An 18,763-nucleotide genomic window follows, 5' to 3' on the forward strand; every position below is an offset into this window, starting at 1 on the left:
ATGAGCGCTAGTCAGCGTACAGCGTCCTATCGCCATCGAGACTCGGCTGGTGGCGATTTCTGAACATGCGTCCATACGGACATCACATCGATTCGCACCGAAAGCGTCTGAATGTCATCAGCGATGTGCCGGGAGTCATTGCCGCTCCGTCACCCAGCTTTGATCTTCGGTGTAACTGATCATCAACCGAGTCTGAAGCGCTCTCGTTGTACGTCGACTCAAGCCCCCGCATCGATCCCTTCGCCATCCCGGCGCCTCGGTTCGCGACTGCCAACCAGGCAACCATTGATTCTGTGTAGTCACCAGCATTGACATATAGGTATGTTAAGACTATCCTGAAGTTGAAAGGCTGATTAGACTGCCCGGATCCTTTTTAGAGCTTGGAAAAGAGGAAAATCATGAAGATTGTGGAGACTGCCGTCGTCACAGGCGGAGCGTCGGGACTTGGTCGTGCTACGGCTGCGCGCCTTGTTCAGGCCGGAGCAAAGGTGGTGATCGTTGATTTGCCAGGGTCGGATGGGGCGGCGGCCGCAGCCGAAATCGGGGCGGAGGCATTCGTGGCGGCCGATGTCACGTCCGAGAGTCAGATGGAGGCTGCATTCGCGGCGGCCGAATTGCTCGGACCGGTTCGGGCGACGGTCCACTGCGCAGGTCGTGGTGGCGCGTTGCGGACGCTTGATAAGGAGGGGCGACCGGGGTCACTCGAGACGTATGCGTCGATTGTGACGACCAATCTCGTTGGAACCTTCAACGTGTTGCGCCTTGCAGCGGCCAGCATGGCAAAGGCGGAACCGATCGACGGGGAACGGGGAGTCATTGTTCTGACGGCTTCGGTGGCGGCCTACGAAGGCCAGATTGGTCAGATTCCTTATGCGTCTGCAAAGGCTGGCATTGTTGGCATGACGCTCGTTGCGGCACGCGACTTGGCGAACCGGGCAATCCGCGTATGCAGCATTGCACCCGGCATCTTCGATACGCCGATGCTGGCGCGCGTGGCTCCGCAAGTACGGGAAGCGCTTGGACAATCCGTTCCGCACCCTGCGAGACTGGGTCAGCCCGAAGAGTTTGCGCTGCTTGCCGAACATATCATCGTGAATTCGATGCTGAATGGCGAAACTATTCGGCTGGACGGCGCACTTCGAATGGCGCCACGGTAGTCCGAGTTGAGGATCCGAGAGGAACGTCTTGCCGTGACAGACATCGTGAGTCCTTGGCAGCGCGTGCAGAAAGTTCTGCAACCGAGGTGACTCCGGTCTTATCTCTCGGACTCGCCGCTCATGGTTCACGGGTTTCCTCTCGGAGGCAGGGCCGCTCTTCAATCCGAATTCGACGATGTCGAACACGAAGTAAGGGAGACATGATGGGCGAAGCCTATATCGTCGCAGCAACCAGAACCGCAGGCGGACGTCGCGGGGGGCGACTGGCGGGATGGCATCCCGTGGACATGGCCGCTGCAGTACTCGATGCTTTGATTGACCGAAGTGGTGCAGATCCGGTCCTGGTCGAGGATGTCATCATGGGTTGTGTCGGGCAAGCGGGAGAGCAGGCAATCAACGTTGCGCGTAACGCGGTTTTGGCATCCAGACTGCCGTTAAGCGTGCCGGGGACTTCGGTCGACCGTCAATGTGGATCGTCCCAACAGGCACTCCATTTTGCTGCCGCGACTGTTATGTCGGGAATCATGGACGTAGTAATCGCGGCGGGCGTGGAAAGCATGACTCGTGTCCCTATCGGAACGGCTGCAGGGCTTGCGGCGAAGGCCGGGCTTGGCCAGCCAAAAAGCCCGAAGATGGAGAGTCGCTTTCCGGATGTTCGGTTCAACCAGTTCGTCGGCGCAGAGCTGATTGCACAGAAGCACGATCTCAACCGTGAAGCGTTGGATGCCTATTCACTCGAGAGTCACCGTCGAGCAATCTCTGCCGTCGAGAGCGGCGCGTTCGATGCTGAGATATTGCCGCTGGATATCACTCTTGAGGATGGCACCCGGTCGGTACATCGCATCGACGAAGGAATTCGGTTCGACGTAACGCTGGAGGGCATACGGAGCGTAAAGCTGCTGAGAGAGGATGGACGACTGACTGCGGCGAGTTCCAGCCAGATCTGCGACGGTGCTTCGGGCGTTATGGTTGTCAACGAACGGGGGCTTAAAACGCTTGGTGTGCGCCCGCTTGGCCGTATCCACCATATGACGGTATCCGCAGGGGATCCTGTTGTCATGCTCGAGGAGCCGTTGTTTGCGACCGAACGAGCGCTCGGGCGAGCGGGTTTGAGCATCGATGACATCGATCTCTATGAAGTGAACGAGGCATTTGCCTCGATTCCGCTGGCATGGGTGAAGCATGTAGGAGCGGACTCGGCCCGTATGAATGTCAGTGGCGGCGCTATTTCGCTTGGCCATCCTCTCGGCGCATCGGGCACAAAATTGATGACTACCTTGATGCACGGCCTTCATCGAACACGAGGAAGGTTCGGCTTACAGACGATGTGTGAAGGCGGTGGGCTTGCCAATGTCACGATAGTCGAACGCCTTTGAAATTTGACAACCCCGGTTCTAAACAAACAAGACTAAATATCGAACAATTCGTAAATGCATGACATGAGATTACGGCCATGGATACAGGCAAAAGGTCCTTGCGTTCGCAGGTTGATAAATGGTTCGCGCTCGCACCTACGCAGTTAAGTCCGTTGCGTGTCACCGGGATTGGGCGCCCAGCAAAGGGTGTGCGGTATGTGTGCGTCGAGGTAGCGAGGATCGCTGGCCCTTTGACCATTGCTTTCTTTCACCACGAGGACGGGAACTGGTGTGTGTTCCCGCCCGAGACCGGTAGGTATGAAAAAAGAAGCGCTTAGACGCTAATCGACAAAGCTTGCATAAGCTCATGGTTCACGCATGGAAATCGTGATTGCTGAGCCGCTGCGAGCAGACCGTGGGTAAGAAGGGGCGCCAAGAATAAAGTCAATTCGCAGTAAAAAAAGGCGAATTGATGGTCGTGCATTGAACGAATGGACAGAATGGCGATTGTCAAGCGCCATCCTCCAGAAAACCAGATTACATCTTAAGGTGGACACGAATGAATTCGCCTGTCGTTGATATAAACGGATTTTGTTCTGCAAAATTTGACCGCATCCAGGAGGCGTTCGTCGAGAACTTCCGCGAACATGAGGAGCTGGGTGCTGACTTCACTCTGATAGTCGGAGGAGAAGTAGTTGTCGATATGTGGGCGGGGTATCGGGATGCGGCGCGCCAGCACCCGTGGGAGCGCAACACGATCACGAATGTCTGGTCTGCAACCAAGGGTGTGATGGCGGCGTGTTTTGCAATTCTGGTTGATCGCGGTCTCATTTCGTACGACGACGAGGTGCGAAAGTATTGGCCGGAGTTCGGGGAAGCAGGAAAGTCGAACGTGACGATCGGAATGCTGCTTGCGCATCAGGCCGGGCTGAGTGGTTTCACGACGCCGGCCACGATAGATGATCTCTTGTCTGGAGAAGTGGCTGCACAGCGGCTGGCTGCTCAGGCACCCTTTTGGGAGCCGGGGACCACGGCGGGCTATCACGGCATGACTCTCGGAATCCTTGCTACAGCGCTTTTCTCCCGCATTGAGGGGCGATCGATAAAGCAGTTCGTCGCCGAGGAACTCGCTGCTGGGTTTGGCCTGGACATTTCGATTGGTGTGGGCCCCAAAGACGAGGATCGTGTGGCTGAAGTGTTGCCCGTGGCAAGTCTGGATGCGTTAAAGCTGGATCCTGAAAATCGGGCTCAATACGCAGCGTTCACGAATCCGTACACGCCCGCCTCTCTTTCAAACGATGCAGCTTGGCGGGCTGCGGACCTGCCGTCTGCGAACGGATACACCAATGGGGGCGCGTTGGCTCGTTTGTACGATCTGCTTCTGCGTCCGCGAAAAGACGGAAAGGTCCTGGTACGACGTGCGGCCGTAGAACAGGCGGCGCGTTGTCGATTCGATGGCAAAGACCTGGTCAAGGGTAGTCATACGCGTTGGGGCGCCGGATTCTGGTTGAATCCGGGGCGTCTATACGGACCGAATCTGGAAGCATTTGGGCACAGTGGTTGGGGCGGTTCGTTTGCATTCGCCGACCCAGTTGCTGATCTGGCTGTTGGTTACACCATGAATCGAATGAGCGACCAATTTGACCTTGATCCGCGTCGACGTAGCCTGATCGACGCGATCTATGCCTGTCTGTGAAAGGCACATACCATGCAGACGCAACGCCGAACCTTTCCCCATACGTGGGGGGGGCGTCGGAGGCGGCTGTGAGTAGCCGCCCGACACGGATTGACCTCAAGGAAGTCAAAAATGCCTCAGACCTTTAGGCAGTGGATATACGCCAAACCCTTGGTGAACGATACGCTCGAACTGGAACAGTTCGAGATGCGGGAATGTGCGATTCCGGAACTTGAGCCGGGACAAGCTCTGGTTCGTGTGATTCTCGTCAATGTACATTCGGCTGCTCGCATGCGCATGGCCAAAGGAGTTACAAAACTCGGCGAAACTGACCTGTCAAACTATGCATGTGCGGTGGTGATCAAGTCACGTGATCCTGCATTCAATGAAGGTGATGTGATTACATGCCAGACGGGTTGGCAAGACTATCAAGTGATTTCGAGCTTCGACGGAGCCATCGGTTACCCATCCCCGAGTGAACTGGTCAAGGCGTTAAACGGCACCAACTCACAATGGACATACAAGTTCAGGCCCGAGTTGGTGAAGATGTGGTCGCCTGCGGTGCTGTTGGAAATGTTCGGTACCTCTGGCATGACTGCGTACTTCGGGGCGCGAGAGTGTGGTCCGCTTATGCCTTCCTATAAGGTTGCCGTAGCAGGTACGTCCGGCTCCGTTGGCTCGATTGCGGCGCAGCTCGCGAAAATTGCCGGAAGTTACGTGGTCGGATTCGCCGGTGGTTCCGACCGATGCCAATGGGTTGTCGATACCTTGGGTATCGACCGTTGCATCGACTATCGCTCGGATAACCTCAAAGCCGAGATCGCCGAAGCCTTTCCCGAGGGGATTGACGTCTATTCTGACGGTGTAGGTGGGGCGCTTACCGAAGCCGTAGTCGGGTTGATGAATCGCAATGCGCGGATGGTGTCCTACGGGGCAGCCGCTTCGCTCTATGCCGAGAAATTGGACAGTAGCGCCGGACCCGCGACACTGCGTCAGATGGTCGGTATTACAGATGAGATCGAAAAGATTCTTCGCGAACGAAACATCAAGTCTGAGGCCTGGATTGTCGATGCGTTCTATCACGAACGCCTTCGCGCCGAAGACGATCTGTCCCGTCTGATGCTCGCAGGAAGACTAAAGCCCATCAGCAATGTGGTGGCTGGTTTTGAGAATCTGCCGAGCGCCATTGTTGAAATGTATCGATCGGGACATGCCGGGAAACAGCAGGTGGAATTCGGGACATTGTGACGAATGGTGAAATGCCATACAGAACTGTCGACCTGTGTACTACTCCGGCTGGTTAGGCATGAGATTGCCAAAGGGTGGGGCGAAACGCTGGTTATCCATCTCTTCGTGCCAGTAGCTGAATTTGGATAGAGGCAAGCACGTCAGTGGTATTGATCCGGAATCGACTTTCGATATCGGGACTATGTACTTGCACGCCCACATTCCCGGTCGAGCCCAAGATGGGCGCCGACGCCAGAGCGACCGCATTGTGCGAAAGTTCGGGTCGCTGGCAGAGCATTTAAATGATTCTCGAAAAGCAGATAGTAGGAGACATTCGATGTCTGAAGCATTGGTGATTTATACCCTCGAGCATGATGTCGCGATCATTCGATTGAACGACCCGAAAACCCTCAATGCATTCTCGGAGGGCATGGCCGATCAACTCAAGGAAGCCTTTACTCGCGCCGAAGCAGAGGCTCGCGCCATTGTCCTGACCGGAGAAGGACGGGGGTTCTCGTCCGGTGTGAACCTCGTCACCGGAGCGGCAAGCAAACCTGTCGATGAGCGCGATGCGGGGGAGCGACTTGAGCGGCAGTTTAATCCACTCATGCTGCATCTTCGCAATCTCGCTATTCCTATTGTGACTGCAGTCAATGGCGCTGCCGCTGGGGTCGGATGTGCTTTCGCATTGGCGGGCGATATTGTCATTGCCTCAGAGAGCGCCTATTTCCTGCAGGCATTTTCGCGCGTTGGGCTTGTGCCTGACGGTGGGTCTGCGTATCTGCTCGCGTCGGCTGCTGGGCGCGTTCGGGCAATGGAGATGATGCTTCTAGCGGAAAAGATCAGTGCCGAGCAGGCACTGAGCTGGGGCCTGATCAATCGCGTCGTGCCTGATGGCGAAGCCGTCTCTGTGGCACTCGAGATTGCGGTTCGACTCGCGAATGGGCCGACTGATACGTATCGCTTGATTCGGAAACTGGCCTGGTCGGCTTTGGATGAACCGTTTTCCGAACAGCTGGCGCTCGAGCGGGAAGCTCAACGCACTGCAGGCAAGAATCCGGACTTTGACGAGGGTGTTGCCGCATTTCGCGAAAAACGTCCTGCGAACTTTAAAGGCAATGCGCGGCGATAAAGCGAAGGCATTGGGGCGTGCAGCGCTCTCTCGGATTCGGTAATAGCGTGAAGAAGCCTCTGCGGACTGACCGAACTAATCGCCGCTGCTTGCGTAACATCGGAAGAGTACGGTAGGCCATGGATATTATCAATGCTGTCGTTGATGTCTCGATTGAACGCAATGTTGCAATCGTCACGGTAGACTCACCACCAGTGAATGCTTTGTCGGCTGATGTCCGTACAGGATTGGTTAATGCATTCAGACGCGCGAGTGCCGATCCGGAGGCACAGGCAATTGTGCTCATCTGCAAAGGTAAGACCTTTTTGGTCGGCGTGGATATCACGGAGATTGGCAAACCTCTAGTCGGGCCAAGTGTACGGGAAGTACAGGAGACGTTGGAGCGTATATCGAAACCTGTTATTGCAGCAATTCACGGAACGGCGCTCGGTACTGGATTGGAAATCGCTCTGGTTGCAGATTTTCGCGTGGCAGTCCCGTCAGCCAAGGCAGGCTGGCCTGAAGTCAATATCGGACTTTTGCCCGGGGCTGGGGGAACGCAGCGTCTGCCACGTATCGTGGGCGTTGAAAGAGCTCTGGATCTGCTAACTACCGGACGGCATATTTCCGCCAAGACCGCCGTTGCAATGGGGTTATTTGATGAACTGGTCGACGAAGGAAGCCTGCGTGGCGGTGCCATTGCTTTCGCGAAGCGCATGATCGACGAAGGCGTCAAAGCAGCAAGATTAACCGATCTCAACGACAAGCTCGAGGAAGCGCGCCAAAGGCCGGAAATCTTTCTCGAATATCGAGAGGAGAACGCCCGGAGATTCCGAGGATTCGATGCGCCGGAAGCGAACATCAAAGCCATCGAAGCTGCTGTGAATCTATCGTTCGAAGAAGGTCTGGATGAGGAACGGCGACTATTTCGAATGTTGCTGAACGGGACTCAATCAAAGGCGCAGCGGTATGCATTTTTTGCAGAGCGTAAGGTCGCGACGGTTCCCGATATACCCGACAGAACGGAGAGGCGAAAGATCGAACATGTCGGTGTAATCGGTGCGGAAACGACGGGTCCAGGCATTGCGATGAATTTTCTCAATGTCGGGATTCCGGTAACCATGATTGACACGGATCAGATGGCTCTGCGAAAAGGTTGCGCAGCGATACAAAGGAGCTATGAGATTGCCGCAAAGAAGGGGCAGTTGACGCAACAGGAAATTAACCGCCGAATAAATCTGTTGAACACCTCGACGAAGCTAGACAGCGTGAGCGGCTGCGAACTGGTCATCGAAGCAGTGTCTGAACGCCTGGATCTGAAGGTCGACGTGTTCAGAAAGCTGGACAACCTTGCCACGCCGGGCACAATTCTCGCAACTAGCATTTCCTCCCTCGACGTTGACGAAATTGCTGCAGCGACGAGTCGAGCGCAAGATGTTATCGGTCTGCATTTTTTCTCCCCGGCCAACGACAGGGGGTTGCTTGAAGTCATTCGCGGTTCCGAAACGGGCGCGACGGTCGTCGCGACGGTTATTGAGCTGGGCAAGAAGATCCGTAAGGTACCTGTAGTCGTCAAGAATTGCTCTGGGCTTGTCGGAGATCGAATGCTTGCGCAGCAGACGCTCGAACTACAGAACCTGCTGTTCGAAGGCGCGTTGCCCTGGGATATTGATCGCGTCATCTACGATTTCGGGATGCCCATGGGGCCCTTTGCCCGGCGTGATTTGGCTGGCCTTGATGACGTGGATCAGGGCGCCGCCGTAGCCTCGCCGGTTTGCGAAGCCCTTTGTGCAATGGGGCGCGTGGGCTTGAAGATTGGTTCTGGGTATTACGACTACGACCACAACGGTAAGAGAAGACCTTCCGCAGTTGCCGAGAGAGTGGTGCGCGATCTTGCGTTGGACCGACAAATCACCCGGCGTTCGATTTCGAATCAGGAAATCCTTGAGCGCTGCCTTTACCCGATGATCAATGAGGGTGCAAAAATTCTGGAAGAGGGAATTGCCGCACGTGCTTCCGATATTGATACGGTATGGATCAAGCGCTATGGCTGGCCTTTGTATCGAGGGGGGCCCATGTTTTGGGCCGATCTGGTGGGGTTGGAGGTGATTCTCGCAAAGATGCGTGAATTTGAACGCCGTTATGGTGAGCGCTTCAAGCCGGCGGCGCTCCTTGAGTATCTTGTGTCGGAAGGTAGGGGCTTCATGGATGAAGTCATCAATGAGGCTGTATCGGATGAAAGTTCACAGTGATCGTCAAAGTTCATAAAAAATCTGTAATCCTAAATTCTGTAATAAAGGTGGGCATCGTGGACGTTTATTCTGAGAACATTTTATCTGGACGCAGTGCGTTTATCGCCGGCGGAACCAGCGGAATCAACCTGGGCATCGCAAAGCGTATGGCGCAGCTCGGCGCACGCGTAGCGGTGGCTGGCCGTAATCCGGATAAGGCTGCAGCTGCAGCCGCGGAGATCGGCGAAGGCGCGCTCGGTCGTTCGTGTGACGTTCGTGATTTCGATGCAACCAGAGCCGTCCTGGAAGATGTTGCAAGTGCGTTTGGTGGGCTCGACATCGTGATTTCCGGGGCGGCGGGAAACTTCATGGCGCCGGCGGTTGGTATCTCGGCCAACGGGTTTCGGACGGTTGTAGATATTGATCTCAACGGTACGTTCAACGTTTTCCGCGCGTCTTATGACCTGTTGAATCGACCTGGAGCTTCGCTGATTGCGATCACAGCCAATCAGGCGGTCAACGCCACCATGATGCAGGCACACGCCTGTGCCGCGAAAGCGGGGATAAACCAACTGTTGCGCGTGCTGGCTATGGAGTGGGGTCCTCATGGCGTTAGGGTGAATGGCATATCGCCCGGGCCGATCCGTGGAACTGAAGGTATGGCGCGATTGGCGCCGACGGATGAAGCGGTGGCCGAAAGAGCGGCGCGCGTTCCGTTGCGCCGCTTCGGTGAAGCACGAGAGGTGGCGGACAGTGCCGTCTTTCTGTGCACCGATGCCGCTTCCTATATCACCGGGACAATTCTCAACTGCGACGGAGGCGCTGGACTGGGCGATTCAAGCGACAAGAACCTGGTCGCATGAATGAGTTAATTTCCACTGGGAGATAGGAACATGAGGGAGTATGTACACCTGCTCGTTCACGAGGAGGGGGCCGCGCTATGGGTCACAATGAATCGTCCTGATCAATTGAACGCGCTCAATCCGGTGCTTCTTGAGGAGCTTCGTTCGCTCTTTTCAGAACTGTACTTGCGCCGCGATGTCCGGGTAGTGGTGTTGGCCGGCGCTGGTCGGGCATTCTGCGCAGGTCTCGACCTCAAGGAGCGCAGGTCCGGCGGATTCAGCAGCACCGGCGCACATCTGGATTATCAACGCGGCATTTCTGAAATTGTCATCGCGATGCGGCGCTGTCCCCAGCCAATCGTGGCGCTTGTCAATGGCGCTGCGTGCGGAGGTGGCTTTGGATTGGCGCTCGCGTCCGACGTGCGCATTGGAACACCGTCGACCCGGATGAACGCAGCATTCATCCGCATCGGTCTTAGCGCCTGCGATATGGGTGTCTCATACTTTCTTCCTCGTATGGTTGGCTCATCCATTGCCGCGGAGTTCATGTTGACGGGGCGCTTCATGGACTCCGAGCGAGCGCGGGAACTCGGTTTGTTCAGCCGGATCGTGGAACCGGACGTCCTCGAGGATGAGGGGCGTGCGTTTGTTAAAGACATGCTGAATGCCACGCCATTGGGGCTGCGCCTGACGAAAGAAGCTCTTAATTGCGCGGTCGACGCGCAAGGTCTGGAAGCGGTGATAGCTATGGAGGACCGCAACCAGGTGCTCTGCGCGCGCGACGATAACTACAAGGAAGGTATCGCGTCCTTTCTGGAGAATCGTCCACCAAACTATTCATAGCGTACATCTGGCGTGTCGCTGGGTGAATTTGGCGTATGGGCCAAGCGTATCCGGAATGAAATGAGGCAAGAGAGATGAATCTGGATTTTTCCGACGAACAGATTATGTTGCGCGACCAATTGCGCCGGTTTCTGAAAGAACGGTGTCCGATATCGGCCGTGCGATCGGTCCTGGAGGGCAACAGTTCTTTCGATCGCGTGTTGTACAAGGAGTTGGCGGGGCTCGGCGTGTTGGGGGCCGCAATTCCGGAGGAGTTTGGTGGGGTGGGGCTCGGTTATCTCGAGTTGTGTGTGCTGGCCGAGGAGCTCGGCAGGAGTCTTGCTCCGGTGCCGGTCTCATCGTCTATCTATCTTGCGGCTCAGTTTCTGATGCTGGCAGGCTCGGACGAGCAGAAGTCGCGGTGGCTCCCCGGAATCGCAAGCGCCGACATCGTTGGAACTTTTGCGATGACTGAAAACCCGGGACATGCTGGTTCGGCAGCGATGCGCACAATTGCGGAGCGCGGGACCATAAGCGGTGTCAAGGTTCCTGTGCCTGATGGTGACATCGCCGACGTTGCGGTAGTGGCGGCACGGGAGCACGGACGCGGTGCATCAGATGAAATTTCGCTGTTTCTTGTGGACTTGAACGGGCCTTGCGTTAGGCGTGAGGTCGTGGAGAACATAGACCCAACCCGAAGCCAGGCCAGATTGGTATTCGACGGTGCGGCTGCGGAGCCTCTCGGCAATGCGGGCGAGGGTCGGGCCATCATCGAACGTGTCCTTGATCAAGCGGCCGTTCTGATTGCCTTTGAGCAGGTTGGGGGGGCCGATCGTTCGATCGAACTGGCGCGTGACTATGCCCTCGATCGAATGGCTTTTGGCCGTCAGATCGGTTCATTTCAGGCAATCAAGCACATGCTGGCCGACATGTACGTGTCGGCAACGCTGGCGCGTTCAAACGCGTACTACGGAGCTTGGGCGCTGTCTGCAAACGCGTCGGAATTGCCGGTCGCCGCGGCAAACGCACGGGTGTCCGCGACGCAGGCGTTTCAGCACTGCGCCAAGAACAGTATTCAGGTACACGGCGGCGCGGGTTTCACTTGGGAATTTGACTGCCACCTCTATTACCGCCGTTCCAACGCACTCGGTCTCGCCGTGGGTTCGCTTTGGACGTGGGAAGACCGTTTGATTGAGCGAATGGTGTCCCGTGAGCGCGATTTGGCGCCTAATTGAGGAGAATTGACATGGATTTCAGCGACACCCCAACAGAAGCGGACTTTCGACGACGCGCCCGGGAATGGATCGATGCGAACGCACCGAGCCATCTCGACGCAGAACTGCTCAAGGCGAGCTTTGGACACAGCGGCGTCACGAGCGAGGACCCGATTCTGGCTTCGAAAGCCTGGCAGAAGAAGAAGTCCGAAGGTGGCTTTGCCTGTCTTCAATGGCCGAAGGAGTACGGCGGCGCAGGGCTCGGCCCCATCGAACGCGTAATCTGGAATCAGGAAGAAGGGATCTACATTGCGCTTAGCCGGCTATTCAACATTGGCCACGGCATGTGCGGACCGACGATGATTGCCTGGGCCAACGAGGACCATAAACGTCGGCTGCTACCGCCGCTCGCCTCGGGTGAGCAAATCTGGTGTCAGCTCTTCTCTGAGCCGACGGCAGGGTCGGACCTTGCGGGATTGAGGACGAAGGCGGAGCGGGCGCCGGATGGGACCGGCGATTGGATCGTCAATGGGCAGAAAGTATGGACTAGTGGCGCGCACTATGCGGACTACGGCCTGTTGCTGACTCGCACGGATTCAACCGTGGCCAAGCATAAGGGGCTGACCATGTTCTTCGTGGACATGCGGTCGGCCGGTATCGAAGTGCGCCCCATCAAGCAGGTGAGTGGCAAGTCGGATTTTAACGAGGTTTACTTTACCGACGTCCGGATTCCCGATACCCAGCGCCTAGGTGCGGTGGGCCAAGGTTGGGAAGTCTCGCTTACGACGCTCATGAATGAAAGATTGTCGATTGGTTCGGGAATGCCCACCGGCTTTCCCGAACTGTTCTCGTACTGCATGAGTGCTCAACTTGACGGGCGTCCAGCGATCGACAACCCGATGGTTAGGGCGCGGCTTGCGAACTTTGCGACGCGAGCGAACGGTCTGAAATATACGGCGATGCGATCCATCACCGCCTTGTCCAAAGGGCAATTGCCAGGCCCCGAGAACTCCATTGGCAAGTTGGTTGCGGGGACGACGATGCAGGAACTCGCAATGTTTGCCCTCGATTTGCAGGGGCCAACGGGCCTGGTGACCGATGCGGACGAAACGGTGTCGGACGGACGCTTCCAGGCAATGCTAATGCGCTCACCGGGAACCAGAATCGAGGGTGGAACGGACGAAATCCTGCGCAACATCATCGCGGAACGCGTTCTTGGGCTACCAAGCGAGATCCGCGTGGATAAGTCGATTCCTTTTTGCGAGATCCCGACAAGTGGACGCCGCAGCTGAGCAGACCAATTCCGCTAAAAACCAAGGAGGAGAACAACATGAGCTTGCCGCCAATCAACTTTTCAATTGATCTTTCCGGGCAGACTGCGTTTGTTACGGGCGCATCCTCGGGCCTGGGGCGTCGTTTCGCGCAGGTTCTCGCGAGTTGCGGTGCGCGGGTCGCACTGGCAGCCAGAAGGCTTGAACGACTGGAGGAGCTGGCGAATGACATCCGAAGCGCCGGGGGGGAGGCAATAGCTGTCCAGCTTGATGTCACAGATGCCACCCAGCTGGTTGATGCAGTGGGCGAAGCCGAGAAGGCACTCGGTCCCGTATCGATACTCGTCAACAATGCGGGGATTCCCGACGCAACTCGTGCGACCAAGATGTCGGTGGAATTAATCGATCGAGTGCTCGCTACGAATGTGCGCGCTCCCTACATCCTTTCCTGCGAAGTTGCGCGCCGGTTGATGGCCGCAAAGCTTCCCGGCCGGATTGTCAACATCTCTTCAATGACTGCCTTTGACTATGGTGGGAACGGCGCCGCGCTGTATTCAATCAGCAAGGCAGCAGTGGTAAGAATGACGGAGGCGTTGGCAGTCGAATGGGCAAAGTTCGGTATCAACGTGAATGCCATTGCGCCTGGTATGTTTGAGTCGGAAATGATGGGTGAGATGCTGCAGCGGGTCGGCGATGTGACAGAAGGATTTCCGCGTCGTCGGATGGGTGACCCTCGACAGCTTGACAGTACGTTGCTGTACTTCGTGTCGCCATCGTCCGATTTCGTTACCGGCACATTTTTGAAGGTTGACGACGGCCAGCATCCGCGTTGAGCGACGACAGGGTGTCTAACTGCAGCTGTCTCTTTCAGCAGCGTTAGCTATATCTGTTACCACACAGTGTGTAGGCGGCCGCATGCGGTGGTCGTCCCTCATTTTGAACCAAATCTGCAGTTTACCTGGGATGGATTCTATGTCGGAAAGTCGAAGCCCGTGGATCACGGATGATCTCGCGATCTTCCAGGACGCGATCCGAAAATTCATTGAACGCGAACTCGTACCAAATGAAGAGCGCTGGTGGAAGCAGCACCACGTCGATCGAGAAGCATGGCGCAAGGCCGGCGAGGTTGGCATGTTATGCGCAAGCATTCCCGAGGAATATGGGGGAGGCGGAGGAACGTTTGCTCATGAAGCGATTATCATGTTCGAGCAAGCGAAAGCGCTGGCGAGCAGCCTCGGTAACAGTGTGCATAGCGGCATCGTCGCGCACTATATCCTGAGGTACGGGACGGAAGCACAAAAGCAACGTTGGCTTCCCAAGATGGCCACGGGGGAGATGATCGGCGCCATCGCGATGTCGGAACCCGGCGCGGGGTCCGATTTGAAGTCGATCAAGACAAGGGCTGTCCGTGACGGAGATCACTACGTGATCAATGGCTCGAAAACGTTCATCTCAAACGGTCTGCACGCGGATCTTGTTTGCGTCGTCGCCAAAACGGATCCGGGGATGGGGGCAAAGGGTGTCTCAATTGTTGTCGTCGAGACCCAAGATCTACCGGGCTTCCGCCGAGGGCGCGTATTGGAGAAAATCGGCCTGAAGGGACAGGACACGACGGAACTGTTTTTCGACGATGTACGAGTTTCGACCGAGAACTTGCTGGGCACTGAAGAGGGCAAAGGTTTCTCCCAACTCATGGAGCAATTGCCGAAAGAGCGGATGATCATTGCCATAGCCGCATTGGCGGCAATGGAGCGGGCGCTTGAGGAAACCATCGCCTATGTGCGTCAGCGTAAGGTGTTTGGCGCGGAGCTTATCAGTTTGCAGAATACGCGCTTCAAGTTGGCGGAATGCAAGACGAATGCGACCGTTGCGCGTGCGTTTGTCGATAGCTGTATGGAAAAGGTGCTGCGTGGTGAACTCGATCCGGAGACGGCCGCCATGGCGAAATGGTGGTGCACCCAGAGAAGCTGCGAGATCATTGACGAGTGCCTGCAGCTGCATGGTGGATACGGTTACATGGCCGAGTATCCAATCGCGAAACTCTATGTCAACTCGCGAGTCGGAAAAATCTACGGTGGCTCGAATGAAATCATGAAAGAGTTGATCGCTCGGACGCTGTAGTACACCTCTTGAAATTAAGGTACATCCGATCACTCAATGACCAGGTGTGCCTCTTTCAATGTCACGCCCTCTTTTCGGTTCATGGTGCTGAGGTTCATATTGATGAAATGTACCCTTGAAGCGTGCTAGTCCACGATAGGTTGGAAAAGTATTGATACACGAGAGTCCTTTCGCGACACGGATTGACGTCGGCATAGGACGGCCATGAGCAATCGGCGCAACGTACGACGATACACTGGTCGCGCGCCACGGCAATGCAGGAAACCTGATGATTCGCGATAACGAAACACTCACACTACTTGTCGATTCGCTGTCGCGCTTTGTACGCGAGCGGCTCGTTCCCGCCGAAAATGAGGTCGCCGAAACGGATGAGATTCCCGCCGACATCGTCAGCGAGATGCGCGCGCTCGGCCTGTTTGGTTTGACGATTCCCGAGGAATACGGCGGCCTTGGCCTCACGATGGAAGAAGAAGTGCTCGCCGCGTTCGAGATAGCGAAGACTTCCCCAGCGTTTCGCTCGCTGATCGGCACGAACAACGGCATCGGCTCGCAGGGCCTCATCATCGACGGCACCGACGAGCAGAAGCGCCACTATCTGCCGAAGCTCGCTTCGGGCGAACTGATCGCATCGTTTGCGTTGACGGAGCCGGGCTCGGGTTCGGATGCCGCGTCGCTGCGCACGACGGCCGTGCGCGACGGCGACCACTACGTGATCAATGGCACCAAGCGCTTCATTACCAATGCGCCGGAAGCCGGCATCTACACGATAATGGCGCGCACGAATCCGGACATCAAGGGCTCTGGCGGGATTTCGGCGTTCATCGTCGAAAAGGGCACGCCCGGTCTGTCGCTTGGCAAGATCGACAAGAAGATGGGCCAGAAAGGTGCGCATACCTGCGATGTAATCTTCGAGAACTGCCGCGTGCCTGCGGCGAACATCATCGGCGGCAACGAGGGCGTCGGCTTCAAGACGGCAATGAAGGTGCTCGACAAAGGCCGTCTGCATATTGCGGCGATTTGCGTCGGTGCGGCGGAGCGCATGCTTGACGATGCACTTCGCTACGCAATGGAGCGCAAGCAGTTCGGTCAGCCGATCGCCGAATTCCAGCTGGTCCAGGCGATGCTCGCCGACAGCCGCGCGGAAATCTACGCGGCGCGTTCGATGGTGCTCGATGCCGCGCGACGCCGCGACAACAAGCAGGATGTGTCGACGGAAGCGTCGTGCTGCAAGCTGTTCGCGTCGGAGATGTGTGGCCGCGTCGCAGATCGCGCGGTGCAGATTCACGGCGGCGCGGGCTACGTGTCCGAGTATGCTGTCGAACGTTTCTATCGGGACGTCCGCCTGTTCCGCATCTACGAAGGCACGACGCAGATCCAGCAACTGGTGATTGCGCGCAATATGGTACGCGACGCTACGCGTTAGGCGACTCAGGGCTTGCGGGGCCAGGTCCACGGGGCGCGGACTGCGTGTGAGCCGTCGTAAGCTCAGAAGTTCAAGCTTGGGCACAGCGGTGTTGCAGTCGGTTCTTGCGATATTAGAGTGACCACTCTGCAAGCCGCGGAGCCACGGTGTGGTCCGATGCGGGCGACGATTGACAGATTCAGGGACCTTCGCCGAGAGCTGTAGTAACTATTAAAATGTGAATGTCGAATGCGCTGTTTATGGATGTAATGCAACAGGTACGTTTCGAAGCTGCTGCGGCCGCAAACGCAGAAGATGCGTCCATCTGGCGATGGTTTTCGGAGTTGTTAGAGGAGCGGCGCATTCGGTGGCGCTTCCAGTTCGATTGTTGGCAGGTGAGTGTCGACCGCGTGAGTGTGGCAAAAGAAGGCACGTTTGATCTCGCCATTCGTCAGGCCAAGGCCACCGCTGAAAAACTTGGACTAGGTTTGACGTAGTCTGAAGGTCAGTAATTTCGGATGTTTGATGATTAGGAAGGGCCGACTAATTCACGGATCGGCCGATATGCCGATCGGTATCCGCAGCCACCATCGCACGGCCTACTATTCAGATATCTCTCGATGTTCATGCCGGCACCGCCGGGCTACGCGACGAAGCTGACATGCGACAAATCCGTTTGCATCTGGGCGGGCCCGCAACTCTGGCATTGGTCGGTGACCCGTGTTGCAAGCGGCGTCTCTTGCTGTCTCGTCAAGGCTGAGCGAGGGCGGGCTTTGCGCCTTTCCCTGAATACGTAGGCACCGGTACAGTCGCAACGAGTGCTTGATCGATCATCTCTGAGAATCACAAGACTCCTGCTGCACAGGCGGCATCCGCCTTTCATCCCTAGTCTGGAGACTGAGGTCTTCCGGGGCTGTGGGTAATAAAGGAGAAACTACAACTGCATCGCGGCCGACTATGCTGCCTGATAACGCCTGCGTGCTCATTCGTCAGCTTTGCCGAGGCCACTCCCTACGACCTTGACAACGATTCGGAAGGCACGCATTCGCGAAGCGTCGTCTTCACTCCAACGAGGAAAAATAGCCGCGCCTTGGCAACTGGACACGATCAATGCGACACGCGAACGATTCGTGCAGCGCCAATCCCCAACTTTCGACGATACCTACTGATAATCCAGGTTTGATGAAGTCTACGAATGCGTCGTCGATGAATGATTCGAACTAGCTTCGGCTCGTCACACGGCGAGCTTCGTCACGCTGGAGTGCTCAGCGGGGGCGGCCGTTTGCCTGCGAAAGCAGTCTGCATGAGCGGATTCGTACGCGTTCAACGGTCTACCGATCGGTCGCATGAAAATCCCGCGTGGTCATATGCATTGACATATACGTATGTTGAGTCTATCCTGAAGTTGAGGTGACTGTTTGGACTGTGTGGATCTCTTTTAGACCGTTTGAGCAAAGGAAATAACATGAAGATTACGGAGACTGCCGTCGTCACCGGCGGAGCCTCGGGACTCGGTCGGGCTACGGCCGAGCGTCTTGTTCAGGCCGGTGCAAAGGTGGTAATCGTCGATTTACCAGGGACGAATGGGGCAGAGGTCGCGACGGAAATCGGAGCGGTGGCATTCGTGGCAGCCGACGTCACGTCTGAGAGTCAGATGGAGGCTGCGTTCGCAGCCGCAGAAGTGTTTGGACCGCTCCGGGCGACGGTTCACTGTGCGGGTCGTGGTGGAGCGTTGCGGACGCTTGATAAGGATGGGCGACCGGGATCGCTCGAGACGTATGCGGCGATCGTAGCAACAAATCTTGTCGGCAGCTTCAATGTATTGCGTCTTGCTGCGGCCAGCATGGCAAAGGCGGATCCAATCGAAGGAGAACGAGGCGTAATTGTTCTAACGGCATCGGTGGCGGCGTACGAAGGGCAAATTGGCCAGATCCCGTATGCGTCCGCAAAGGCTGGCATCGTCGGCATGACGCTCGTTGCGGCACGCGACCTGGCGAACCGGGCGATTCGCGTATGCAGTATTGCCCCCGGCATCTTCGATACACCGATGCTGGCGCGCGTGGCTCCTCAGGTACGGGAAGCCCTTGGGCAATCCGTCCCGCACCCTGCGCGATTAGGCCGTCCCGAAGAGTATGCAATGCTCGCTGAACATATCATCGTGAATTCAATGCTGAATGGTGAAACTATTCGCTTGGACGGCGCCCTTCGAATGGCGCCACGTTAGTCCTAGTTGGTGATCCGAGGGGAACGCATCGGCGGCGCACACAATGAGTGTCTACGGGAATTGGGCGCGGAAAGCTCCGCATCTAGTTGACTATGCTCCTTTCTCTCGGAC

At 56.6% G+C, this 18,763-nt stretch carries 15 protein-coding genes; all 15 read left to right on the top strand.

Annotated elements, in window-relative coordinates:
• Positions 1-398 precede the first annotated feature (398 nt).
• The 15 genes from GNZ13_RS18085 (at position 399) to GNZ13_RS18155 (ending at position 18,652) form a co-directional block, all read left to right on the top strand.
• On the top strand, positions 399-1,157 hold the full coding sequence (locus GNZ13_RS18085; protein WP_172166811.1) for an SDR family NAD(P)-dependent oxidoreductase: 759 nt from the start codon (positions 399-401) through the stop codon (positions 1,155-1,157).
• Positions 1,158-1,360: 203 nt separating this feature from the next.
• Entirely contained in the window at positions 1,361-2,533 is a 1,173-nt protein-coding gene (locus GNZ13_RS18090; RefSeq protein WP_172166813.1) for an acetyl-CoA C-acetyltransferase, read from the top strand.
• 538 nt (positions 2,534-3,071) lie between these two features.
• Positions 3,072-4,208: a serine hydrolase domain-containing protein gene (locus GNZ13_RS18095; protein WP_172166814.1), complete on the top strand. Its 1,137-nt coding sequence runs from the start codon at positions 3,072-3,074 to the stop codon at positions 4,206-4,208.
• 111 nt (positions 4,209-4,319) lie between these two features.
• Positions 4,320-5,435: an MDR family NADP-dependent oxidoreductase gene (locus GNZ13_RS18100; protein WP_172166816.1), complete on the top strand. Its 1,116-nt coding sequence runs from the start codon at positions 4,320-4,322 to the stop codon at positions 5,433-5,435.
• Positions 5,436-5,751: 316 nt separating this feature from the next.
• Positions 5,752-6,546, top strand: a complete 795-nt coding sequence (locus GNZ13_RS18105; protein ID WP_172166818.1) for an enoyl-CoA hydratase-related protein — start codon at positions 5,752-5,754, stop codon at positions 6,544-6,546.
• A gap of 119 nt (positions 6,547-6,665) precedes the next feature.
• Entirely contained in the window at positions 6,666-8,777 is a 2,112-nt protein-coding gene (locus GNZ13_RS18110; RefSeq protein ID WP_172166820.1) for a 3-hydroxyacyl-CoA dehydrogenase NAD-binding domain-containing protein, read from the top strand.
• A gap of 53 nt (positions 8,778-8,830) precedes the next feature.
• The gene (locus tag GNZ13_RS18115; protein ID WP_328807250.1) at positions 8,831-9,619 is read left to right on the top strand and encodes an SDR family oxidoreductase; all 789 of its coding nucleotides are present in this window, start codon (positions 8,831-8,833) and stop codon (positions 9,617-9,619) included.
• A 30-nt stretch (positions 9,620-9,649) separates the two neighbouring features.
• Complete coding sequence (locus GNZ13_RS18120) at positions 9,650-10,441, top strand: enoyl-CoA hydratase/isomerase family protein (RefSeq protein ID WP_172166823.1); 792 nt, start codon at positions 9,650-9,652, stop codon at positions 10,439-10,441.
• Between the two features lie 74 nt (positions 10,442-10,515).
• A complete protein-coding gene (locus tag GNZ13_RS18125) occupies positions 10,516-11,655 on the top strand; it encodes an acyl-CoA dehydrogenase family protein (protein ID WP_172166825.1) in 1,140 nt (379 codons plus the stop codon).
• An 11-nt stretch (positions 11,656-11,666) separates the two neighbouring features.
• On the top strand, positions 11,667-12,926 hold the full coding sequence (locus GNZ13_RS18130) for an acyl-CoA dehydrogenase (RefSeq protein ID WP_172166827.1): 1,260 nt from the start codon (positions 11,667-11,669) through the stop codon (positions 12,924-12,926).
• A gap of 38 nt (positions 12,927-12,964) precedes the next feature.
• The gene (locus GNZ13_RS18135; protein ID WP_172166829.1) at positions 12,965-13,738 is read left to right on the top strand and encodes an SDR family NAD(P)-dependent oxidoreductase; all 774 of its coding nucleotides are present in this window, start codon (positions 12,965-12,967) and stop codon (positions 13,736-13,738) included.
• A 139-nt stretch (positions 13,739-13,877) separates the two neighbouring features.
• Entirely contained in the window at positions 13,878-15,026 is a 1,149-nt protein-coding gene (locus GNZ13_RS18140; RefSeq protein WP_172166831.1) for an acyl-CoA dehydrogenase family protein, read from the top strand.
• 268 nt (positions 15,027-15,294) lie between these two features.
• Positions 15,295-16,449: an acyl-CoA dehydrogenase family protein gene (locus GNZ13_RS18145; RefSeq protein WP_172166833.1), complete on the top strand. Its 1,155-nt coding sequence runs from the start codon at positions 15,295-15,297 to the stop codon at positions 16,447-16,449.
• 221 nt (positions 16,450-16,670) lie between these two features.
• Entirely contained in the window at positions 16,671-16,925 is a 255-nt protein-coding gene (locus GNZ13_RS18150; RefSeq protein WP_236002061.1) for a hypothetical protein, read from the top strand.
• 968 nt (positions 16,926-17,893) lie between these two features.
• The gene (locus GNZ13_RS18155) at positions 17,894-18,652 is read left to right on the top strand and encodes an SDR family NAD(P)-dependent oxidoreductase (RefSeq protein WP_172166835.1); all 759 of its coding nucleotides are present in this window, start codon (positions 17,894-17,896) and stop codon (positions 18,650-18,652) included.
• Positions 18,653-18,763 lie beyond the last annotated feature (111 nt).

Origin of the sequence: Paraburkholderia elongata, from assembly GCF_013177735.1 — a bacterium.
Classification (GTDB): Bacteria; Pseudomonadota; Gammaproteobacteria; order Burkholderiales; family Burkholderiaceae; genus Paraburkholderia; species Paraburkholderia elongata.

What these genes read in the sequence shown, in the direction of transcription:
- GNZ13_RS18085 (WP_172166811.1), top strand. Translation starts at nt 399, where the DNA reads ATGAAGATTGTGGAGACTGCCGTCGTCACAGGCGGAGCGTCGGGACTT.
- GNZ13_RS18150 (WP_236002061.1), top strand. Translation starts at nt 16,671, where the DNA reads ATGTCGAATGCGCTGTTTATGGATGTAATGCAACAGGTACGTTTCGAA.
- GNZ13_RS18090 (WP_172166813.1), top strand. Translation starts at nt 1,361, where the DNA reads ATGGGCGAAGCCTATATCGTCGCAGCAACCAGAACCGCAGGCGGACGT.
- GNZ13_RS18100 (WP_172166816.1), top strand. Translation starts at nt 4,320, where the DNA reads ATGCCTCAGACCTTTAGGCAGTGGATATACGCCAAACCCTTGGTGAAC.
- GNZ13_RS18125 (WP_172166825.1), top strand. Translation starts at nt 10,516, where the DNA reads ATGAATCTGGATTTTTCCGACGAACAGATTATGTTGCGCGACCAATTG.
- GNZ13_RS18130 (WP_172166827.1), top strand. Translation starts at nt 11,667, where the DNA reads ATGGATTTCAGCGACACCCCAACAGAAGCGGACTTTCGACGACGCGCC.
- GNZ13_RS18140 (WP_172166831.1), top strand. Translation starts at nt 13,878, where the DNA reads ATGTCGGAAAGTCGAAGCCCGTGGATCACGGATGATCTCGCGATCTTC.
- GNZ13_RS18105 (WP_172166818.1), top strand. Translation starts at nt 5,752, where the DNA reads ATGTCTGAAGCATTGGTGATTTATACCCTCGAGCATGATGTCGCGATC.
- GNZ13_RS18135 (WP_172166829.1), top strand. Translation starts at nt 12,965, where the DNA reads ATGAGCTTGCCGCCAATCAACTTTTCAATTGATCTTTCCGGGCAGACT.
- GNZ13_RS18145 (WP_172166833.1), top strand. Translation starts at nt 15,295, where the DNA reads ATGATTCGCGATAACGAAACACTCACACTACTTGTCGATTCGCTGTCG.
- GNZ13_RS18120 (WP_172166823.1), top strand. Translation starts at nt 9,650, where the DNA reads ATGAGGGAGTATGTACACCTGCTCGTTCACGAGGAGGGGGCCGCGCTA.
- GNZ13_RS18110 (WP_172166820.1), top strand. Translation starts at nt 6,666, where the DNA reads ATGGATATTATCAATGCTGTCGTTGATGTCTCGATTGAACGCAATGTT.
- GNZ13_RS18155 (WP_172166835.1), top strand. Translation starts at nt 17,894, where the DNA reads ATGAAGATTACGGAGACTGCCGTCGTCACCGGCGGAGCCTCGGGACTC.
- GNZ13_RS18095 (WP_172166814.1), top strand. Translation starts at nt 3,072, where the DNA reads ATGAATTCGCCTGTCGTTGATATAAACGGATTTTGTTCTGCAAAATTT.